The following is a 19,042-nucleotide window of genomic DNA, read 5'->3' as shown; positions in this document are numbered from 1 at the left end:
CAGGGCGGCCGAAGGAGGTTTCTACCCTAACCGCGACGGGCGCGCGACCCGTTTACCGCGAAGGACGCGACAGCGGCTGCCACCATGGCGACACCTGCCGCGGCCAAGACCACGATGACCGCCACTGTCGAACCGGCGATCTCCGGTGGATCACAGGTGGTCCCCGCACACCACGACATGCCGCCCCGACTCGACCAGTGCACCCGCGGGGCGGGCGGCAACGCCTGCTCGGCGACCCACCACACCAGCGCGGCGGCGCCGATCGATGCGGCGCCCAGCGTCGCCGTCAAGGCGCGCACCCACTGCCGCTTCATCCCCACCTCCGCTGTTCACCACAGTATCCAGGCAGCGGCTTCACAGACAGCGATCTAGTTGGCGGATAATGGATCGACCTGTCAGGCGCGAAGGGAGCCCCATGGCCGCACGGCCGTCCGTCGTGGTCGTCGGCGACACCGCGCTCGACGTCGTCGCCCGGCACACCGGCCCGATCGCGCACGGCGGCGACTCCCGGGCCGCGATCGTCCTCACCCCCGGCGGCGCGGCCGCCAACACCGCGGCCTGGCTGGCCCATCTCGGCGCGGACGTGGCGCTGGCGGCCAGGGTCGGGGCCGACGCGGCGAGCGCGCAGGTGCGGGCCGGGCTGGTCGCGGCCGGGGTGCGCTGCGCGTTCACCGTCGACCCGGATGCCGCGACCGGCTGTGTCGTGGTCCTCGTGGACGAGACCGGCCAGCGCACGATGCTGCCCGACCGCGGGGCGAACGCGCGGCTGCGCGGGACGGACGTGGACCCCGCGCTGCTCGCCGGGGCGCGGCACCTGCACCTGTCGGGGTATGTGCTGCTGGACGAGACGTCCCGGCCCGCCGGGCTGGAGGTGCTGGCCGCGGCGCGGGCGGCGGGGCTCACCACCTCGGTCGACCCGCAGTCCGCCGAGTTGATCGACGACCCGGCCCGATTCCTCGACGCGGTGCGCGGGGTGGACCTGTTGCTGCCCAACGCCGACGAACTGCGCGTGCTGTCGGGCGCGGGAGACCCATTGGACCTGGTCGGGGCGATAGCCGTGACCGATGGGCCCGGTGGCGCGCGGTGGCTGTCCCGCACGGAGACGGCGGCCGTGCCCGCGCGGGCGGTGCGCTGCGTCGACTCGACCGGCGCGGGGGACGCGTTCGACGCGGGCCTGCTGGTGGCGTGGCTGTCCGGCGCCGGGCCGCGCGAGGCGCTGCTCGCGGGCGTGGCCGCGGGCGCCGCGGCGATCGGGCGGGTCGGCGCCCAGCCGTGAGCCGGTCAGCCGTCGATCACGTGGCGTTCGGCTGGCTCGATCGCGGACCGGTCGCGCTGGTAGCGGTTGACCCGCTCGGACTTGCGCGGCGGCCGGTCGTTGGCGATGAGGACCGCGATCCACGGCAGCGGAACCGACAGGGCGACGAAGCCAAGCGCCAGCCACCAAGTCTCATGGAAGACCCCGGCGAGCAGCAGGCACGGCAGCCGCAGCCCCATCATGATCATGTACTTGCGCTTGCGCGCGGCGAACTGCTCTTCGTACGACGGCGCGGCCTCGGTGATCAGAACCGGGGTGTCGTCCCGCTCGGAGCCCTTCACGACACCACCTCCACCGGCCATCCTCTCACCCCCACCGGCCAACTGCGCCATACGGGTAGAAGTCGGTAAAGAATTCACCGGCCGCCGGTAGAAAGACCCCTATGACGGTCGAGGGGATCGACGCGCGCCCCGACGCGCTGACCCGGCTGCGGCACAGCCTGGCCGAGGCCAACCTCGTCCGCCACCTCCCCCGCGGCAGGCTGCGGGTCCTCGACGTCGCGGGCGGCGGCGGCCGCGACAGCGTGCGATTCGCCGAACGCGGTCACAAGGTCACCCTCCTCGACCCGGCAGGCGCGATGCTGGCCACCGCCATGCGCCTCGCCGACGCCCACGGCGTCGCCGACCGCCTGCACGTCGTCCAAGCCACCGCCGAGGACACCCCGCACCTGTTCGCCCCCCACGAGTTCGACGTCGTGCTGTGCCACAACCTGCTCCACTTCACCGACGACCGCGAAGCCCTGCTGCGCGCCGTGACCGCCGCGCTGCGCCCCGGCGGCCTGTTGTCGGTGGTGGCCCCCAACCCCGCCGCGGAACCCCTGCGCGCCGCCTGCCGCCTCGACTTAGCCCAGGCCTTGCGCGCCTTGGACACCCCTACCACCCATCTGACCCCCGTGGGCGTCGAGATCCCCACCTGCGGAGCCGCCGCCGTCACCGCCGACCTGGCCACCATCGGCGCCACCGTCCTGGCCCACTACGGCATCCGCTGCGTCGCCGACTATCTGACGGAGAACGCCGCCAGCGACCCCGCCCTGCTGCCGGACTTGGAACGCCTGGAGCTAGCGCTTTCCGCCCGGCTGCCGTACTTGCTGACCGCCCGGTACTTCCACCTCGTCGCCCGGATCACCGAAGTCCGCGGATAACTCACCACCCCGGACAAGCCGCCGCGACCAGCCCCACCACACCCTCGCCGCACCGCGACCCCCGCGACAACAAACCCCACCCTCACCGGGGGCCGCCCTTGGTCCAGTCTACCGGGGCGAGCCGACAATTCGGCGAGAATGATCTTGCCTGTGGATAACTTCCGACGGCCTTGCCGGAGTTCTGAAATTCTTTCCCTGCCAAGGGGAGGAGTGGAGATGCCACGCAAGGTCGGAGAAGTCATCCGGCTCATCGAGTCTGACGGTTGGTACCTGGTGCGGACCTCTGGCAGTCACCGACAATACAAACACCCGGTCAAACCCGGCAGAACGACAGTCGCGGGCAAGCCAAGCGAAACCTTGCACCCCCGCACCGAGAAGAGCATTCTGAGGCAGGCTGGGATCGAATGGAGGCTGCGGTGAACGGCTATGTGGTGGTCGTCGAACGAGACGAGACCGGCGGCTACAGCACGTGGAGCCCGGACCTGCCCGGCTGTGTCGCCGCCGCCGCCGACTACGACGAGTGCGTCGCGTTGATGCGGGAGGCCGTCGCCATGCATGTGGCGGGGTTGCGTGAAGACGGGATGCCGGTGCCGGAACCCACCGCGGTGGCTTCGTTGATCCTCCCCGCGGCCTGAAGGCGCGCCCAGCCGGGCAGTTGATCTTGGGTCGGGTCATCCGACCGGTGTCGTGGGGGCGTGCGAGCATGCTCGCGTGCTTCCCCAACTCTCGGACGAGTTCTGTGACCGGCTGCGCGACGCCCTGCGGACTGTCGGGTACGACGCCGACGGGGTGGTCGCGGCGCTGGGCGACCAGGCGCACGCGGCGTTGGGACGCGGGGAGCCGGAGCCCGCGCGGCGGGCGACCCGGGACGGGTCGCCGCTGTCCACGCTGGTGCGGCTGTTCCTTGTCGGCGACGCGCAGCCGGTGGAGCGGGTGCGGCGGGCGTTGAGCGGGGTCGACGTGGCCGAGGCCGCGGCGGCGGGGCTGCTGCGGGTCGACGGTGGGGACGTGCGGGCGGGGCTCGACCTGCGGCCCTACGGCGACGACCAGGGGTCCTGGTGGGTGCTGGCCGACCTCGACGCCGAGCAGACCGGGCGGCCGGTCGGCGAGGACCACGTGCTGGGCATTGGGCACGCCTCGCTGAGCCTGGCACGGGCGACGGTCCGCAGGCCGGTCGGGTCGGTGCTCGACCTGGGCACCGGGTGCGGGGTGCAGGCCCTGCACGCCAGCAGGCACGCCAGGTCGATCACGGCCACCGACCTGTCCGCGCGCTGCCTGGCGCTGGCCGAGGCGACGTTCCGCCTCAACGAGGTCGCCGTGGAGACCGCGCGCGGGTCCTGGTTCGAGCCGGTGGCGGGCAGGCGGTTCGACCAGGTGGTGTGCAACCCGCCGTTCGTGGTGGGGCCGCCGAGGGTCGACTACGTCTACCGCGACTCCGGTCTGGCGGGCGACGACGCGAGCGCGCTGGTCGTGCGTGGCCTGCCCGGGGTGCTCGCCGACGGCGGCGTGGGGCAGCTGCTCGCCTCCTGGCTGCACCGCCGCGGCGAGGACTGGGCGGAGCGGGTGGCCGGGTGGCTGCCGGACGAGGGCGTCGACGCCTGGTTCGTGCAGCGCGACGTGGCCGAGCCCGCGCTCTACGTGGGCACCTGGCTGCGCGACGCGGGCATCGACCCGCGCTCGGCGGAGGGCTCGGCCAAGGCGTCGGCCTGGCTGGACTGGTTCGACGAGCACGACGTGGTCGGCGTCGGGTTCGGGTTCGTCACCCTGCGCGCGACCGGAGCCGACACCGAGGTCGCCTGCGAGGACCTGCGGCACGCCTACGACGACCCGCTGGGCCCCGAGGCGGGCGCCTGGCTGGACCGGGTGGCCTGGCTGCGCGCGCACCACGACCCGAAGCTGCTGCTGTCGGCGACGTTCGTGGTGCCGCCGACCGTGGTGTTGGAGCAGGTCAGCGAGCCGAGCGCGGCGGGCTGGCACGAGGTGGTGCGCAGGCTGCACCGCACCGACGGCCCCGGCTGGCAGCAGGAGACTGACGAGCTCGTCGCCGCGCTGCTCGCGGGCTGCCGGGGGCACCTCCCGCTGGCCGACCTGCTGGCCCTGCTCGGCACGGCCCACGACGTCCCGGCCGACGCGCTGGTGGCCGCGGCGCTGCCGGTCGTGGTCGACCTGGTCACGCACGGGATGCTGCTGCCCGTGGAGCTGTCGTGAGGGCGGTCGCGGCGCGGGTCACCCGCGCGTCGGTGGTGGTCGACGGCGAGATCGTGGGTCAGATCGCCGAGCCCGGCCTGTTGGTGCTGCTCGGCGTGCATGTGGACGACACCGAGGAGAAGGCCGCCGTCATGGCGCGCAAGTTGCACGAAATGCGGATCTTGCGCGACGAGCAGTCGTGCGCCACCTCGGGCGCTCCGCTACTCGTAGTGAGTCAATTCACACTTTACGGCGAAACTCGCAAGGGCAGGCGGCCATCGTGGACGGCGGCCGCCCGGCCCGAGCACGCCGAGCCGCTTGTCGAGGCGACCGTGGCCGCGCTGCGCGCCCGCGGCGCGCGGGTCGAGACCGGCCGGTTCGGCGCGATGATGGCCGTGGAGAGCGTCAACGACGGTCCTTTCACCGTATTGCTGGATATCTGAGCGCTACTCAGCGCCGCATTGTCGCCGTGGGACGGTCCTCTCACCCACTCGGCGGAAGCGGATCCCGTTCCCTGGTTGATCTAGCGGAGTTCTCAGCGAAAGCTCAGGTAAGGCTGAGCAACCGCGTCTCCGACTGTGACGTCATTCAGAGGGAAAGCGGGAACGAATCCACTGCCCGCCACGTTTTGACAATCAGAACCACCGCGACAGGGGGAGGGAGCACCATGACGGTCCCGCAACAGCGCGAGCCCGAGCAGCTCACCTACGAGGCCGACCTCGACGCACAGGGGCCCGCGGCCGACTTGGTGCGCGTCTACCTCAACGGCATCGGGCGCACCGCGCTGCTGACGGCGGCACAGGAGGTGGAGCTGGCCAAGCGCATCGAGGCGGGGGTCTTCGCGCAGCACATGCTCGACACCGCGCCCCAGCTCTCCAACGCCCGCCGCGCCGAGTTGCGCGCCCTCATCGCCGACGGCCACACCGCGAAGAACCACCTGCTTGAGGCCAACCTGCGGCTGGTGGTGTCGCTGGCCAAGCGCTACACCGGGCGCGGCATGCCGCTGCTGGACCTGATCCAGGAGGGCAACCTCGGCCTGATCCGCGCGGTCGAGAAGTTCGACTACACCAAGGGTTTCAAGTTCTCCACGTACGCCACGTGGTGGATCCGCCAGGCCATCACCCGCGGCATGGCCGACCAGGGCCGCACCATCCGCCTGCCCGTCCACCTGGTCGAGCAGGTGAACAAGCTGGCCCGGATCAAGCGCGACCTGCACCAGCAGCTCGGCCGCGAGGCGACCAAGGACGAGCTGGCCAAGGAGTCGGGCCTGTCCCCGCAGAAGGTCGCCGACCTGCTCGACCACGCCCGCGACCCGGTGAGCCTGGACATGCCGGTCGGCTCGGAGGAAGACGCCCCGCTGGGCGACTTCATCGAGGACGGCGAGGCCACCGACGCCGAGAGCGCCGTCATCTCCGGCCTCCTGCAGGACGACATGCGCCGCGTGCTGGCCACCCTGGACGACCGCGAGCAGTCGGTCATCCGCCTGCGCTACGGCCTTGACGACGGCCAGCCCCGCACCCTCGACCAGATCGGCAAGCGCTTCGGCCTGTCCCGCGAACGCGTCCGCCAGATCGAGCGCGAGGTCATGTCCAAGCTCCGCCAGGGCGAGCGGGCCGAAAAACTCCGCGCGTACGCCAGCTGAACCCCCGGAAAGCGGCGAGAGAACCCAGCTCACCAGGGTTTCCTCTCGCCGCTTTTCAACGTCACTCATATAGCGGAGTTGACATGTGACGGCAGTCACGGCAGCGTGGGGTCCCACAGAACTTCGCGGCACGGAGGAACTTCACACTCCGTGACCGCGCGCGACGGGAGGTCGGGGCGGCCGGGGGCCGCCCCGGCCTTCCGGCATTCCGGGACAAACGCGCCCGGCCCCGCATACCCGCCAACCACCGAGACGCCGGTAGGAATCCAGCTCCTGGAATCACGGTTCCCGCAGGTCAGAAGTGGTACCAGCGGCATGCCGCAGCGGTCGCCGGATTCCTGAGAAGGCATGATGCGCTCGTGCGAATCGGCGAACTGGACAAGCTGCTAGTCGACCTCTTGAGCCAAGACCACCCAGAGATCACCGAGGTCACGGCGTTGGACAAGGGACACCGCCGGGTGCGCGTCGGCTTCGCAAGCGGGGCGGTGGCGACGATCATGGTCCGGGAGGTCCAGGGACCAGGGGTCCCTCCGCACGCGCCATACGACATTCCCAGGTCAGTGATCTGAGTGCGCCGCGACCGGTTCGTGGACCACGTGCGGGATCTGCTGGCGAGCAGCGGCCACCCCGGCATCGCCAAGGTCGGCATGTACAAGATCGACAGTGGCGTGAGCGACATCGAAGTCACCTGTGACGACGGCCAGGTCATCCGCCTGAACATCACCCGCATGTCACCACCCGGCGGCGACAACTTCAGCGAGCCCGAGCCAGTGGTGACCAAGAGCCACTAAGGGGCGGCAGGGGCCCCGAAGATGAGACGATCTTGTGGATTATCGTGGGAGCATGCGCGCCCACTCCGCGACTCTTATCCCCGCGATAGCCGCGTTGCTGATCGTCGGGTCCGGATGCGCGGGAACCACGACGTCCCCCACGGATCCGCCGCGCATGTCTAGCCCTGAGACGGACCGCGTGCTCAAGGCGGATGCCGTCGAGCGCGACGTCAAGAAAATCCTGGAAGAGAAGTACGCGATCGAAGAGGTCGAGCGGGTGACGTGCTCGGAAGACCTCCGGGTAGTCGTCGGCACGGCGGGCGAGTGCGCGGTCGAGGTGGGCGGAAACCAGATGACGGTTACTGTCACAGTCGTCAGCGAGGACGGCGCATACGAGGTCGCACCGCCGACCTGATCACGTCACGACGACAGGCGGATGTGCTTGCGGAGGACGTGCAGGTAGAAGGCCAAGGCCGCGGCGCCCAGGAGGATGAGGATGATCGCGCCCACGGTCATCGTGGTGACCGAGTAGGTGCGGGTGCTGCTGTAGTCGGTGGCCAGCCAGCCCTGGTGGATGGTCGACGGGCGGGTCACGGCGATCAGGCCGCCGACGAGCCAGGCGGCGCCGGGGAGCCAGCCGTACCAGGGCCAGGCGCCCTCGCCTCGGGGGAGGGCGGCCAAGCCGAAGAACAGGGTGGGGGCGACGGTGAGGGCGAACACCGCCGCGTAGGCGGGGTGGCCGTCGTCAATGCTGTCGAGTATCGCTGGGACGGCGAGCAGGGGGAGGCCGAAGCCCAGCAGCCCCAGGACCCACCGCAGGCCGCGGCCTTCCTTGCGCGAACCCTCGGCGCCGGACGCGTTTCCCATGATCAACAGATTACCAAGGGGTGTCGGCCGCACGGCGTCCCGGCGTTTCTCTCGCGGCGGCGAAATACCACACAATCGACCGACGGTACATATAGTCTTCGTAAAGACGTGGGGCCGAACGGCCGTATGGGCACTGGAGCGAATGGCGTCCCAAACTGTGGCGCACGGTTGACACCAGTGCGGGGCCTGGTAATCCTTACTGCCCATGAGCACCGGATTCGTCCTGGTTGGACGACTGCATGTGGACCTGCGTCAGCAGGCCAGCGCGCTCTGTACGGACCGCTGAGGTCTCTTCACAGCCCTTCACGGGCCTTCTCTTCCCCTTCCCCCGGTTCCGGGGCATTCGGCGTGGCCTGAGGCCATTCGTCGCGGCGTGTGACGCCGCGGCGTTCTTTGGGCTGCGCATTCACGCACAACAGTGGAGTGTTTCATGCTGTGGAATTCGCCTTATCGGCGAAAAAGTCTGATAGGGGTGCTGGCGGCGGTCCTCGCCGTCGGGGCGGTGACGTACAGCGGTGAGAGCAACGCCGCGTACGCCGACGTCAAGACCTTCACCGACACGAAGACCGCCTCGGACGGCAAGCAGTACTGGGTCAAGAACCACCTGGTCACCGGGGTCGCGAACCGGGCGGCTGCCTCGGGGCAGCGCAAGAAGTGGCTGCTGGTGTGGGCTGGGGACGAGAACATCGCCGACACCCTCGTCAAGGACCTCAAGAACCTCCCCGGGTCGCTCACCGGCGGACTGGGCAAGGTGACCAACGCGCTGCCGGGCCCGGACTTCCTCGCGGTCATCGACGCGACCGAGGGCTCCGAGACCTACGGCAAGGTCGTCAACACCGCGACGGTCGGCCCGCTGGTGGAGAACGAGCCGCACCACATGCAGTACGTGTGGCACAAGGGCGACACCGTGTACGCGGGCGCGCTGTTCGCCGCGGCGACCTACGCCTTCGACGTGAGCGCGCTGCCCGAGTTGAAGCTCAAGGGCATCAGCCTGCCCACGCAAACGCTGGGCGGGTCGGTCCCGGACGCGTACTGGACGCTCAAGGACGGCACCGCGTACGGCACCTACATGGGCGGCCCGGTGCTGCCCGGCCCGTACGTCTACCCCAACGGCCAGGTCGCCGTGGGCAACGGCTTCGCCGGTAGCCCCGGCGCGCTGATCCGGTTCGACCGGGACGGCAAGGTGCTCTCGCAGACCTCGGCGGCGACGCCGCAGGGCGACAACGAGAAGCTGTGCGCGAACCTGCCCCGGCTGGGCCAGGCCACCTGCGCCAACCCGCACGGCATCCAGGCCCGCGAGGACCTGAACACGCTGGTCACCAGTGACTACGCCGAGCCGCGCAACATCATTCTCGACCCGGTGAAGCAGCCCTCGCCGTACCTGCGCAGGCCGACTGTGCGGACCTGGGACATCACCGACCGCGACAACCCGAAGCTGCGCGCGGTGTCCTACCTGCAGGACGGCCCCCGGGCTGACCCGGCCGACCCGCTGCACGCGGAGAGCCGCGCGGTCATGGAGGTCACCGTGACCAACCTGCCCGGCCACAAGGGCGCCTTCGCCCAGACCATGCAGGGCGGCGCGGTGCACTACACCCCGGACATCACCGCCCCCGAGCCCAAGTGGGTGGAGGTCTTCGACGACGGCTCGGCCAACAAGGCGATCCACGCCGCCAACGACGACAACGGCGGCGGCTCCAACGGCGGCTGGATTCAGACCAGCCCGGACGACAGGTTCCTGTACCGGGCCATCTCCGGCCGGGGCAAGGGCGCGCTGGGGCCGAACGACCCGGGCACGACCGGCGGCGTGTACGTCCTCGACATCCAGAAGCTGGTCGCGGCGGGCACGGACTTCAACTGCCGGGTGGACACCAAGGCCGAGGCGCGCAGCGGTGGCGCCGAGTCCGACTGCCCGACGGTCGCGGGCGCGGCTCCGATCAACCCGGGCCAGCCCGCCGCGGGCCCGCACTGGGGCGCGTACGACAACTTCGTGCTGGACTCCGACGGGCTCTACAAGGAGACCCTGTCCCCGACGCGGATCGCGGTGTCGAACTACTTCGTCGCCCGGTCCGGCCTTGACGGCGACCACAAGGTGAACATGCTCAAGCTGAGCCCGGACGGCAAGGTCACCCTCGACACCGAGTTCAAGGACGAGTTCAGCGGCCAGGTCGGCATCAACTTCAACCGGCGCAGCTGGCCGCACGGCGACTTCGGCAACGCCAAGCCGCACTCCGAGCTGTTCGTCGTGGCCGACGCGGACGTGAAGTAGCCATGGAGCATCCCCACGGCGGTCTCGAAGCGGCCGATGTCTCGGCGTGGCCGCTGATCCTGCGCCTGGCCCTGCTGCTGGTGACGGCTTTCGTCGCCGGTGTCGGCCTGGTGCGGCCACGGGTGGCCACGCTGCCCCGGCACGTGACGGTCCTGACGGCGGCGCTCGCGGCGTCCTCCGCCGGGCTGGCCGCGCTGTCGGTGGCGGTGGCCGAAGTCAGCGTGCTCGGCGCCGCGGCGCACGTGGTGCTCGTCGCCGCAGTGCCGTTGTTGCTGGGCAAGCCGACGCCGGTTCGCTGGGTGTCGGTGGCGCTGGTGCTGTTGCTGGTGGTCGAGACCGCCGCGGGGCGCTCCGGGGTGGAGTTCGCGGCCGACACCGTCTATGTGGCCGCCGCGGTCGCCTGGTTCGGTGTCGCCGTGCTCACCACCTCGTCGGTGAGCAGGCCGGGTCCGCTCTCGCTGACCCTGGGCGGCGTGCTCGTGGTCGCCGCGGCGGCCCGGCTGGCCACTTCCGGGGTCGCGTTCGACCGCAGGCTCTACGAGACCGGCTTCGGGCTGGTGCTGCTGGCGGTGGTCGTCCTGCCGCTGGTGGTGACGGTGCTCGCGGCCGTGCTCAAGGGCACGGACCGGGCGTACCGGTTCGGCGCGGTGGGCGTGGTGGCCGCGTTCGTCGGCTGGAGCGCGCTGGCGGCGATCCCGACGCCCGCCGAGCTTCCGACGCCCGGCGTGCCGGTGCTCGCGGAGGCTTCGCTTGCCGGGCAACGGGTTCCGGTGCTGATCAGCCCGCACCGGCCCGGCCGCAACCTGGTGCACTTCCCGGCCAGCGCGGGCAACCGCGTCGAGGTGAGCGTGGCGGGCGGCCCGGCCGTCACCGCGACGCCGAGGCCAGGGGCCGAGGGCACCTGGGCCGAGGTCGACCTGCCCGCTGGCCGCGGTTCCGTGGTCGTGGGTCTCGGCGAGGCGCGCGACCAGGTTCGCGTCGACACCGGTGACGGCGGCGAGGCCGGTCCGGCGCTCGCCGCCGGGTCGGACGGGGCGGAGTGCGCCAGCGCCGCCCTGGGCGGCCTGCTCTCCGGCCGCCGCGACACCCTGACCGCGTGCCCGGCGGACGCGCTGTCCACTGAAGACGACCAGGCGCTGCGCAAGCTGGTCGGCTTCCTGGCTTCGCGCGGGGTCGCGGGGATCACGGTGCGCGGCGACGACTCGCCGCGCAGCGCCCAGGCGGCCGAGACGGTCCGCACCGCCGCGGCTGCGGCGAACGTGCGGGTCGACGCGGACCCGTTGCCGGACAACGCTCTCGTCGTGGTGTCCGGGTGGTCGGCGGCGCAATCCGCGGTGACCACGGCCGCGGCCCAGCAGGCGGACAGCCCGGTCTACAGCTTCGGCCTGTACCTGGCGCCCTGGCTGCTGAACGCCCCGCTGGTGACCTCGGCGACCACCGTCTCGGTGCCGCTGCGGTTCGACCCCCGCGAGCACCTCCCGGTGAGCTACGCCGTGGCGGTGGGCAACGGGTTCGGCGGGGAAAGCCCGACCGTGGCCGGTTTCCATGCCTGGCTCGGCGACCGGAAGCAGTTGGCGGCGGGCGAGGTGCAGGTGTTCGCCGCCGCCCAGGTGACGGTCATGCCGATGGGGCCGGGCGAGGCGCACGGGCCGGGGATGCCGATGACCGAGGAACTGGCCGGGCAGTGGGTGCCGAAGGCGACCATCGTGCCGGTGAGCACACCTCTGCTCAGCTGAAACCCTTACATAACAACACTTTCAGGAGACAATCGTGAAGACCTTCGTCAAGGCGGTGGCCACCGGGATCTCGGCGGTGGCGCTGACCGTGGCCGTGGGCGGCGTGGCGAGTGCCGCCGAAGCCGCCCCCGCCACCCCGATCTGGCTGGTGCCGGGTGTCGACCTCGGCGCGCTGCTCGCCCCGACCACCGGCCTGCCCGGCGGGCTCGCCCCGGTGTTCGGCCTGCTCAACGCGATCGGCGCGTGAAACCCCTCCCCCGAAAGGAAACCATCATGAGCAAGAACCTCGCCCGCGCGGTCGTCGCGGCGGCCATGGCCGGACTGGTGCTCACCGGCGCGGCCGCCCCGGCGCTCGCCGACCCGGTGATCGTCGATGAGCCGGACACCAGCGACCTCAACGACACCTGGACCTTCGCGCCGCTGGGCGTGCCCGTGTTCGGCCTCATCCCGGTCATCCTGCGCGCGCCGAACGGCATCATCCCGAACTGATTTTCAGGTCCACAAAGGATAGTTCATAAAGGACGGAGCGTCGCCCCGGCGGCGCTCCGTCCCTTCCCCGTTTGGAGTCCCCCATGTCCACGTCGTCCCCGCCGAAATTACTCACCTTCCCCACTTCCCGACCCGCGCCCGCGGCCCCGAGCGAGGGGCCGGTGCGCGTGGTCCCGCTGACCGTCGCGGCGCTGCTGGCCGTGGGACTCACCTGGTACGTGTGGGCCTCCTTCGGCGCGAAGTCCGGCACCCTGCTGGCATTGGGCTTCGGCCTTGGCCTGGCGCTGTTCCACTCCCGGTTCGGCTTCACCTCGGCCTGGCGGCAGCTCATCGCGGTGGGCAACGGCACCGGCCTGCGCGCGCACACCCTGCTGCTGGGCACGGCGGCCACGCTGATCGCGCTGATCATCTCCACCGGCGCCGGCCTGTTCGGCTCGGTGCCCAAGGCGACCGGCGGCCCGATCGGCCTGGCGCTGTTCGTCGGCGCGGTGCTGTTCGCCATCGGGATGCAACTGGGCGGCGCGTGCGCGTCGGGCACGCTGTTCGCCGTCGGCGCGGGCCAGTCGGCGATCGTGCTGACGCTGGGCGGGTTCATCGCCGGTTCGGTGATCTACACGTGGGCCTTCCCGGTCTTCGACGGCTGGCCCGCGCTGGCCCCGGTCGTGCTGTCCGAGCAGGTCGGCTGGTGGGGCTCCTGGCTGATCACCGTCGCCGCGCTGCTCGCGATCGTCGTGGTCACCCGCGCGGTGCAGGCCCGACGCAACCCGCCCCCGGTCGACGCGGTGCCCACCGCGCGCGGCCTGGCCCGGATCGTGCGCGGCTCGTGGCCGGTGCTCGTCGGCGCCGCGGTGCTCGGCACCCTGGCCGCGGCGGTGTTCCTAGTCTCCGGCGGCATCTGGGGCGTCACTTTCGCGTTCGCCCTGTGGGGCGCGAAGCTGCTGCAACTGGTCGGCCTACACCCCGAACTGTGGGACTTCTGGCAAACCCCAGCCAACGCCAAGGCCCTGGCAGCCTCAATCTGGACCGACAAAACCAGCCTCACCAACATCGGCATCATGATCGGCGCCGCCATCGCCGCCTCAGCGGCAGGCGTGTGGCGGCTGCACCGAAACATCCCGTGGAAAACCGCCCTCGCCGCGGTCCTCGGCGGAATCCTGATGGGCATCGGCGCCCGCCTGGCCAACGGCTGCAACATCGGCGCCTACCTCGGCGGCATCTCCGTGGGCAGCCTGCACGGCTGGCTGTGGGGAGTGTTCGCCCTCGGCGGCACCTGGATCGGCCTGGCCCTACGCCCCCTGTTCGGCCTAACGAACCCCAAACCGAGCGACGGAGCCTGCTGAACACCCCGCACGAGTTATCCACAGGCAAGATCGTTCCCACCTAAATTGTCACCCTGCCCCGGTAGACTGGAGCAGGGCAGCCCCCCAGGGAGGGGGGGTTGCCGTGGTGGGGCTGCGGGCTGCGAGGCGGCGAATGAAGGTCTTTCGCGGGCTTGGTGCGGCTTGCCGCACCAAGCTGCCTGCTCCCTGCCGGGCCGCACCTACGCTCGCAGGTGCCCGACGGTGCGGAACGAGCGCACCACCACGCAGCCGCACCTACGCCGCCAGGTGCTCGACAGCGCGGAACAGGCAGCGGACCTGCCCCCACAAAGTGGAACCGACGCCCGCCAGGTGCTCGATGGGTGGAGTGGTTTCTTCGGGGCTGATTGTGGTTTGGTGACCCAATGTGGTCGGCATGACCCCACGCGGCGAGGTTTCAGCAGGTCAGAGTATGCCCGGTGTTCTGGTGTTCGATTCATACGCGCGGTTGTCGCGGGTGCCTGAGACGGGTGAGTTGGCGAAGATCGAGACTCAGCACGGGGACAACCGCGAGATCATCGAGCGCGCGGCGCCGACCCCATGCACCCGAGCAGGCTCCGATGCGCCTGCCGACCGAGAGCCCCGGCCGTCTGCGGCTCGAACGCACCGGATTCGGGCTCAACCTGGTCAGTGGGAATTACGAGTTCGCTAGTCTCCTAGTGCTTGACAAAGAGGATTTCTGGACGCAATCCAGCGGTGTCATCTAGGCGAACTGGGCATCCTCGTCCCTGCGCCGCTATTCGTCGCTAGACTCGGAGCTAGTGACCGAACTGATCGGTGATGTAACGTGGAGCAACGAAGGGCTGTTCGCTATGACGCCGCGAAATCGGCGGACGGCGAGTGAACTTGCCACCGATTAAATGGGAGATCCGACAGTGAGTCACGGCTGGACGAGCGGCAACGCAGCGGAGGACGGACAACCAACCCGTGGCTGGCTTGTCGGACACTTCATCGACCCGTCCGAAGGAGTCCGGGCCTCCAAGGACGTCGAAGTGAAATGGGGCATCCACCCCGCAGGAGACAAGCGCCCGGAATGGACGTCAGACGACCAGCGCACAACGCTCGTTCTCCTAGTCGAAGGTCACTTCCGCGTCGACGTGACCGGCGGAAGCACCACCATGAGCCGCCCGGGCGACTACATCATGTGGGGTCCCGGCATCGACCACTCGTGGGAAGCGCTGGCGGACTCCGTGGTCATGACCGTCCGCTGGCCCTCAGCAACCTGACGGCAAGTCGACCCGAGCCGGGTCGATCTCGCGCAACCGTCGCAGCCCCTGAACCAGGGCGAAAAGCCCTTCATTGCTCCACGACTCATCGGCCAGCAACCCGGCAAGCGTATCCCGATCTAGAGTCGAATATTGTCGCAATCCGGATGTCTCCCAATTCGCTTCGATGTGCCCGCCGAAGCGCGGCCAGAACTCCTCATCCTGGATAAGAACCAGGCTTGCGAACTCGTAGTTCCCACTCACAAGATTCAACCCAAAAGCCGTGCACTCAAGCCGCATACGCTCGGGATCGTCGGATAGCCAGCGCATCGGCTCGGAAAGCCGAGACCGGTGCATCGGAGCCGCCACCGCAGGCGAGTCGATGGTGGCGTCGACGTCGATCCGGCCGAACAGTTCCTCTTCCATCTCGCGTCGCATCGTCGCCCCGACGCGGGCATCGGCTCGGTAGTCGACAAGAGGACCGTGGAACCCCTTCGGGATCACCGCCAACCGGCGTACCCCGTTGACGACCTGCCCCGACCGCTCCTGTACCAAGAACAGAAAGTCAGCTGGCCCGCGATCACGATCGGCCGCCCGCGCGACCGCGAACACCCCCGGAACACCACCGGCGCACAACCGCCCACCGAGATCGAAAACGCTGTCGAGATCCGGCAGATAGGATTCCCGGAGCGGCAACTTCTCCGGCTTACCGGCTGCCACCGCCTCAATCAACTCGTGCTCCAGTAGGTCCAGCGTCAGCGCGTACTCTATGAACGGCACAACTGAGTAGGTCGCATCGATTCCTCCGGCGAACTCGACGTTCAGCAGCCGGTAGGCGGGTGCGTTCTTGATCCGAATATTCCGGCTCATCGCATCAGCCAACCGCCCGACCGCTGCCCTTGCCCCCACATCGCCGACCGCGACCCCACCCGCCTTGTCGAGCACCACAGCCCGATCACGACCAGGTGCCAGAACACAACCGAGATCCAGCCATTCCGGCCGCGTGATTACCGACGTCCGCACGTCTTGACCGTTCACCGTGAACCGATACGCACACTCGCCGCCGTAATAGCCCGCTAACGCGTCCACCACCCGGCTACGACCGACACTTCGGGGAATCTCGTTCCTCCGGCCCAACCGCTGAGCAACCTTCCGCGCGCTTACACCCGCTCATCCAGCCACCCGAACGCCGCATCGAACTCAGGCGAGGATCGCGCGACAATCCGCGGTTGGCCGATGATTTCCCGAAGCTCATCAGGGGAAACCCGCAACACCTTTGCGAGCTTCGGCAAGATATAGGGCAACGGAGCGGTCTCCCCCGCCTCCCACCGGATCACCGAAGCGCGGTTCACATCCAGAGTGTGGGCCAACTCTTCCTGCGTATAGCCCGCCACCCGTCGAGCCAGCGCCAATTTCGTCCGTCGCGCCACCGTCACCACTCCTCGCGTCCGCTCGGCACACCGTAGCAGCGGCAGCAGTGTTTCAGCAGGTCATCATATCTGCATGTGACATCCCTGCGACGTGCTCGCGAGGATTTACCGGGTTCCCTGCGGTGGTAAACGGGCACTGAAATCGGTTGACTGTCTCCATGCACCGACACCGCTACCGGGGTGTCGAACAACCGGGGAGCCTCGCAGATCACCAACTCGCGCATGAGGCTGACAAATCTTCTAAGACTAGCGCGGAAGAGGTTAATCCCCGGTCAGCACATAGCAAACTAGCCGCTCACAACAAATTGATCCCAACTGCGGTCGGCGGCGAGCCAGCGATTAACTGTTCACGACGAGTTCGCTCGCGACACACGATGGTCTCCCACACCCTCCATAAGATTGGAGTTCGGATAATGACCGAACGCGGGTATGCGTTCATGGGGCATTTGGATCTGATAAGCGGAGAGGTGGAGTTTACCGTCAATGAGGACTGCTTAGATATCACCATCGGGGAGGCGTCCGGGGTGACTGTGCTGGTGACTCTCAAGCTGTCCGATATCGCCATGGAGACTCTGGGCGCGATCTGTGAGCGGATGCTGCCGGTGGTGAGGAAGCAAGCTGCGTTGATCGAGGCAGGCGAGCCTCGGCCGCTCACCCGGTGGCATAAGGCGATCCTCGGCGAGCCGCTGCCCGCGATAAGGACTGACCATCTGTTCCTGAGCGCCCGCGCCAGCCAGCCACGAGCCCCAGCGAGAGGGAGCGTGGCCAGGACCACGCGGGTAGCGGCAGATCCGCGGCAGGCGTAAGGGGTACGTTTTGCACCACCCCGGACGCGCGCAAGGGAGCCCGCTCATCGTGACCGCCACCACGAACTTCGACTACACCGACGTCCTGCCGCTCGGGCCGGACAACACCACCGAGTACCGGCTGGTGAGTCCGGACGGCGTGCGCGTCGTGGAGGCCGCCGGTCGGCGGTTTCTGGAGATCGATCCGGACGCGCTGACCTTGCTGGCCAAAGAGGCGATCAAAGACATCCAGCACCTGCTGCGTCCCTCCCACCTGGCCCAGCTCCGCGCGATCGTCGACGACCCCGAGGCCAGCGGCAACGACCGGTTCGTGGCCATGGACCTGTTGCGCAACGCCTGCATCGCCGCGGGCGGGGTGCTGCCGATGTGCCAGGACACCGGCACCGCCATCGTCATGGGCAAGCGCACCGAGACCGTGCTCACCGGCGGGGCCGACGAGCGGGCGATCTCGCGGGGGGTGTTCGAGGCCTACCAGGAGCTGAATCTGCGGTACTCGCAGATGGCTCCGGTGACCTTCTGGGACGAGAAGAACACCGGCACGAACCTGCCCGCGCAGATCGACATCCACACCAAGCCGGGCGCCGACCCGAGCTACGAGTTCCTGTTCATGGCCAAGGGCGGCGGCTCGGCGAACAAGACCTTCCTCTACCAGGAGACCAAGGCCGTTCTGAACCCGACGCGGCTGGCGAAGTTCCTTGACGAGAAGCTGCGGAGCCTGGGCACGGCGGCGTGCCCGCCGTACCACCTCGCGATCGTGGTGGGCGGGCTGTCGGCCGAGCAGAACCTCAAGGTCGCCAAGCTCGCCTCCGCGCGCTACCTGGACACCCTGCCCACCGAGGGTTCCGCGCTCGGCCACGCGTTCCGCGACGTCGACCTGGAGCAGCAGGTGCTGGCGATGACCCGCGAGTTCGGCATCGGCGCCCAGTTCGGCGGCAAGTACTTCTGCCACGACGTCCGGGTGATCCGGCTGCCCCGGCACGGCGCGTCCTGCCCGGTCGGGCTCGCGGTGTCCTGCTCGGCCGACCGGCAGGCCAAGGCGAAGATCACCCCGGACGGCGTGTTCCTCGAACAGCTGGAACGCGACCCGGCTCGCTTCCTGCCCGAGATCCACGGCGAAGACCTCTCCGACGAGGTCGTCTCGATCGACCTGACCCGTCCGATGGCCGAGATCCGCGCGACGCTCTCAGCGCTGCCGGTGAAGACCCGCCTGTCTCTGACCGGGCCGCTGGTGGTGGCCCGCGACATCGCGCACGCCAAGATCAAGGAGCGGCTGGACGCTGGCGAGCCGATGCCGGAGTACCTCAAGAACCACCCGGTCTACTACGCCGGTCCGGCGAAGACGCCGGAGGGCTACGCGTCCGGGTCGTTCGGCCCGACGACCGCGGGCCGGATGGACTCCTACGTCGAGCAGTTCCAGGCGGCGGGCGGCTCGATGGTCATGCTGGCCAAGGGAAACCGCTCCAAGCAGGTCACCGACGCCTGCCAGGCGCACGGCGGCTTCTACCTCGGCTCCATCGGCGGCCCGGCCGCGCGGCTCGCGCAGGACTGCATCAAGAAGGTCGAGGTTCTGGAATACCCGGAGCTGGGCATGGAGGCGGTCTGGAAGATCGAGGTCGAGGACTTCCCCGCCTTCGTCGTGGTGGACGACAAGGGCAACGACTTCTTCGCGGGCACATCGGCGCCGACGCTGCAGGTCACTTTCCGCCGGTAGACCGTCGCGAGTGGACAGCGCAAGGGGCCGCGCCTTGACGGGCGCGGCCCCTTGGTGATGTGATCGTCGTGGCGTCGCGTGCGGTGACGGTTTCCGCCGCCGCATGGAGGCGCCGCGAC

23 protein-coding genes are annotated in these 19,042 nt (G+C 69.4%); 18 read left to right on the top strand and 5 right to left on the bottom strand.

Features of this window, described 5'->3' with window-relative positions:
- Positions 1-26: 26 nt before the first annotated feature.
- The gene (locus ACZ6SD_RS08955) at positions 27-314 is read right to left on the bottom strand and encodes a hypothetical protein (RefSeq protein WP_465316359.1); all 288 of its coding nucleotides are present in this window, start codon (positions 312-314) and stop codon (positions 27-29) included.
- A 101-nt stretch (positions 315-415) separates the two neighbouring features.
- Between ACZ6SD_RS08955 and ACZ6SD_RS08950 the strand changes: the two genes are divergently transcribed.
- Positions 416-1,276 carry a carbohydrate kinase family protein gene (locus ACZ6SD_RS08950; protein WP_465316358.1) on the top strand — a complete coding sequence of 287 codons (861 nt, stop codon included), beginning with the start codon at positions 416-418 and terminating at the stop codon, positions 1,274-1,276.
- A 5-nt stretch (positions 1,277-1,281) separates the two neighbouring features.
- Here the strand turns inward: ACZ6SD_RS08950 and ACZ6SD_RS08945 are convergent, their stop codons facing one another.
- Complete coding sequence (locus tag ACZ6SD_RS08945) at positions 1,282-1,617, bottom strand: DUF3099 domain-containing protein (protein ID WP_465316357.1); 336 nt, start codon at positions 1,615-1,617, stop codon at positions 1,282-1,284.
- An 80-nt stretch (positions 1,618-1,697) separates the two neighbouring features.
- Here ACZ6SD_RS08945 and ACZ6SD_RS08940 point away from each other — a divergent pair, with 80 nt between their 5' ends.
- The 9 genes from ACZ6SD_RS08940 (at position 1,698) to ACZ6SD_RS08900 (ending at position 7,470) form a co-directional block, all read left to right on the top strand.
- Positions 1,698-2,456: a class I SAM-dependent methyltransferase gene (locus tag ACZ6SD_RS08940; protein ID WP_465316356.1), complete on the top strand. Its 759-nt coding sequence runs from the start codon at positions 1,698-1,700 to the stop codon at positions 2,454-2,456.
- Positions 2,457-2,594: 138 nt separating this feature from the next.
- Positions 2,595-2,876: a type II toxin-antitoxin system HicA family toxin gene (locus ACZ6SD_RS08935; RefSeq protein ID WP_465316355.1), complete on the top strand. Its 282-nt coding sequence runs from the start codon at positions 2,595-2,597 to the stop codon at positions 2,874-2,876.
- Entirely contained in the window at positions 2,873-3,091 is a 219-nt protein-coding gene (locus tag ACZ6SD_RS08930) for a type II toxin-antitoxin system HicB family antitoxin (RefSeq protein ID WP_465316354.1), read from the top strand. Before ACZ6SD_RS08935 ends, ACZ6SD_RS08930 begins: the two co-directional genes overlap by 4 nt.
- A 76-nt stretch (positions 3,092-3,167) precedes the next feature.
- The gene (locus ACZ6SD_RS08925) at positions 3,168-4,664 is read left to right on the top strand and encodes a DUF7782 domain-containing protein (RefSeq protein WP_465316353.1); all 1,497 of its coding nucleotides are present in this window, start codon (positions 3,168-3,170) and stop codon (positions 4,662-4,664) included.
- The gene (dtd, locus tag ACZ6SD_RS08920) at positions 4,661-5,086 is read left to right on the top strand and encodes a D-aminoacyl-tRNA deacylase (RefSeq protein WP_465316352.1); all 426 of its coding nucleotides are present in this window, start codon (positions 4,661-4,663) and stop codon (positions 5,084-5,086) included. Before ACZ6SD_RS08925 ends, dtd begins: the two co-directional genes overlap by 4 nt.
- A gap of 224 nt (positions 5,087-5,310) precedes the next feature.
- Complete coding sequence (locus ACZ6SD_RS08915) at positions 5,311-6,285, top strand: sigma-70 family RNA polymerase sigma factor (protein ID WP_465316351.1); 975 nt, start codon at positions 5,311-5,313, stop codon at positions 6,283-6,285.
- Positions 6,286-6,644: 359 nt separating this feature from the next.
- Complete coding sequence (locus ACZ6SD_RS08910) at positions 6,645-6,854, top strand: hypothetical protein (RefSeq protein WP_465316350.1); 210 nt, start codon at positions 6,645-6,647, stop codon at positions 6,852-6,854.
- Positions 6,855-7,076, top strand: a complete 222-nt coding sequence (locus tag ACZ6SD_RS08905; RefSeq protein WP_465316349.1) for a hypothetical protein — start codon at positions 6,855-6,857, stop codon at positions 7,074-7,076.
- 52 nt (positions 7,077-7,128) lie between these two features.
- Positions 7,129-7,470, top strand: coding sequence for a DUF4333 domain-containing protein (locus tag ACZ6SD_RS08900; RefSeq protein ID WP_465316348.1), 342 nt, complete (start codon positions 7,129-7,131; stop codon positions 7,468-7,470).
- Positions 7,471-7,475: 5 nt separating this feature from the next.
- On the opposite strand, the gene ACZ6SD_RS08895 is transcribed toward ACZ6SD_RS08900, so the two are convergent.
- Positions 7,476-7,922, bottom strand: coding sequence for a hypothetical protein (locus ACZ6SD_RS08895; protein WP_465316347.1), 447 nt, complete (start codon positions 7,920-7,922; stop codon positions 7,476-7,478).
- Between the two features lie 430 nt (positions 7,923-8,352).
- Here ACZ6SD_RS08895 and ACZ6SD_RS08890 point away from each other — a divergent pair, with 430 nt between their 5' ends.
- The 6 genes from ACZ6SD_RS08890 (at position 8,353) to ACZ6SD_RS08865 (ending at position 14,997) form a co-directional block, all read left to right on the top strand.
- Positions 8,353-10,188, top strand: a complete 1,836-nt coding sequence (locus ACZ6SD_RS08890; RefSeq protein ID WP_465316346.1) for a hypothetical protein — start codon at positions 8,353-8,355, stop codon at positions 10,186-10,188.
- 2 nt (positions 10,189-10,190) lie between these two features.
- The gene (locus ACZ6SD_RS08885; RefSeq protein WP_465316345.1) at positions 10,191-11,924 is read left to right on the top strand and encodes a hypothetical protein; all 1,734 of its coding nucleotides are present in this window, start codon (positions 10,191-10,193) and stop codon (positions 11,922-11,924) included.
- A gap of 34 nt (positions 11,925-11,958) precedes the next feature.
- Positions 11,959-12,171, top strand: coding sequence for a hypothetical protein (locus ACZ6SD_RS08880; protein WP_465316344.1), 213 nt, complete (start codon positions 11,959-11,961; stop codon positions 12,169-12,171).
- Between the two features lie 26 nt (positions 12,172-12,197).
- Positions 12,198-12,413 carry a hypothetical protein gene (locus ACZ6SD_RS08875; RefSeq protein WP_465316343.1) on the top strand — a complete coding sequence of 72 codons (216 nt, stop codon included), beginning with the start codon at positions 12,198-12,200 and terminating at the stop codon, positions 12,411-12,413.
- A gap of 83 nt (positions 12,414-12,496) precedes the next feature.
- Positions 12,497-13,753: a YeeE/YedE family protein gene (locus ACZ6SD_RS08870; RefSeq protein ID WP_465316342.1), complete on the top strand. Its 1,257-nt coding sequence runs from the start codon at positions 12,497-12,499 to the stop codon at positions 13,751-13,753.
- Positions 13,754-14,631: 878 nt separating this feature from the next.
- On the top strand, positions 14,632-14,997 hold the full coding sequence (locus tag ACZ6SD_RS08865) for a signal peptidase I (protein WP_465316341.1): 366 nt from the start codon (positions 14,632-14,634) through the stop codon (positions 14,995-14,997).
- Here the strand turns inward: ACZ6SD_RS08865 and ACZ6SD_RS08860 are convergent.
- Together ACZ6SD_RS08860 and ACZ6SD_RS08855 are read right to left on the bottom strand one after the other, a co-directional pair.
- On the bottom strand, positions 14,986-16,068 hold the full coding sequence (locus tag ACZ6SD_RS08860) for a transcriptional regulator (RefSeq protein WP_465316340.1): 1,083 nt from the start codon (positions 16,066-16,068) through the stop codon (positions 14,986-14,988). The two genes, ACZ6SD_RS08865 and ACZ6SD_RS08860, sit on opposite strands and share 12 nt — an antisense overlap.
- 68 nt (positions 16,069-16,136) lie before the next feature.
- The gene (locus ACZ6SD_RS08855) at positions 16,137-16,406 is read right to left on the bottom strand and encodes a helix-turn-helix transcriptional regulator (protein ID WP_465316339.1); all 270 of its coding nucleotides are present in this window, start codon (positions 16,404-16,406) and stop codon (positions 16,137-16,139) included.
- A 413-nt stretch (positions 16,407-16,819) separates the two neighbouring features.
- On the opposite strand from ACZ6SD_RS08855, the gene ACZ6SD_RS08850 reads away from it, so the two are divergent.
- On the top strand, positions 16,820-17,212 hold the full coding sequence (locus ACZ6SD_RS08850; RefSeq protein WP_465316338.1) for a hypothetical protein: 393 nt from the start codon (positions 16,820-16,822) through the stop codon (positions 17,210-17,212).
- Between the two features lie 49 nt (positions 17,213-17,261).
- Entirely contained in the window at positions 17,262-18,923 is a 1,662-nt protein-coding gene (locus ACZ6SD_RS08845; protein WP_465316337.1) for a fumarate hydratase, read from the top strand.
- Positions 18,924-19,042 lie beyond the last annotated feature (119 nt).

The sequence above is a fragment of the Actinokineospora sp. NPDC051303 genome (assembly GCF_055586285.1).
Note: the sequence above shows the minus strand (reverse complement) of the source record. Positions and strands in the feature narration are given on the sequence as shown.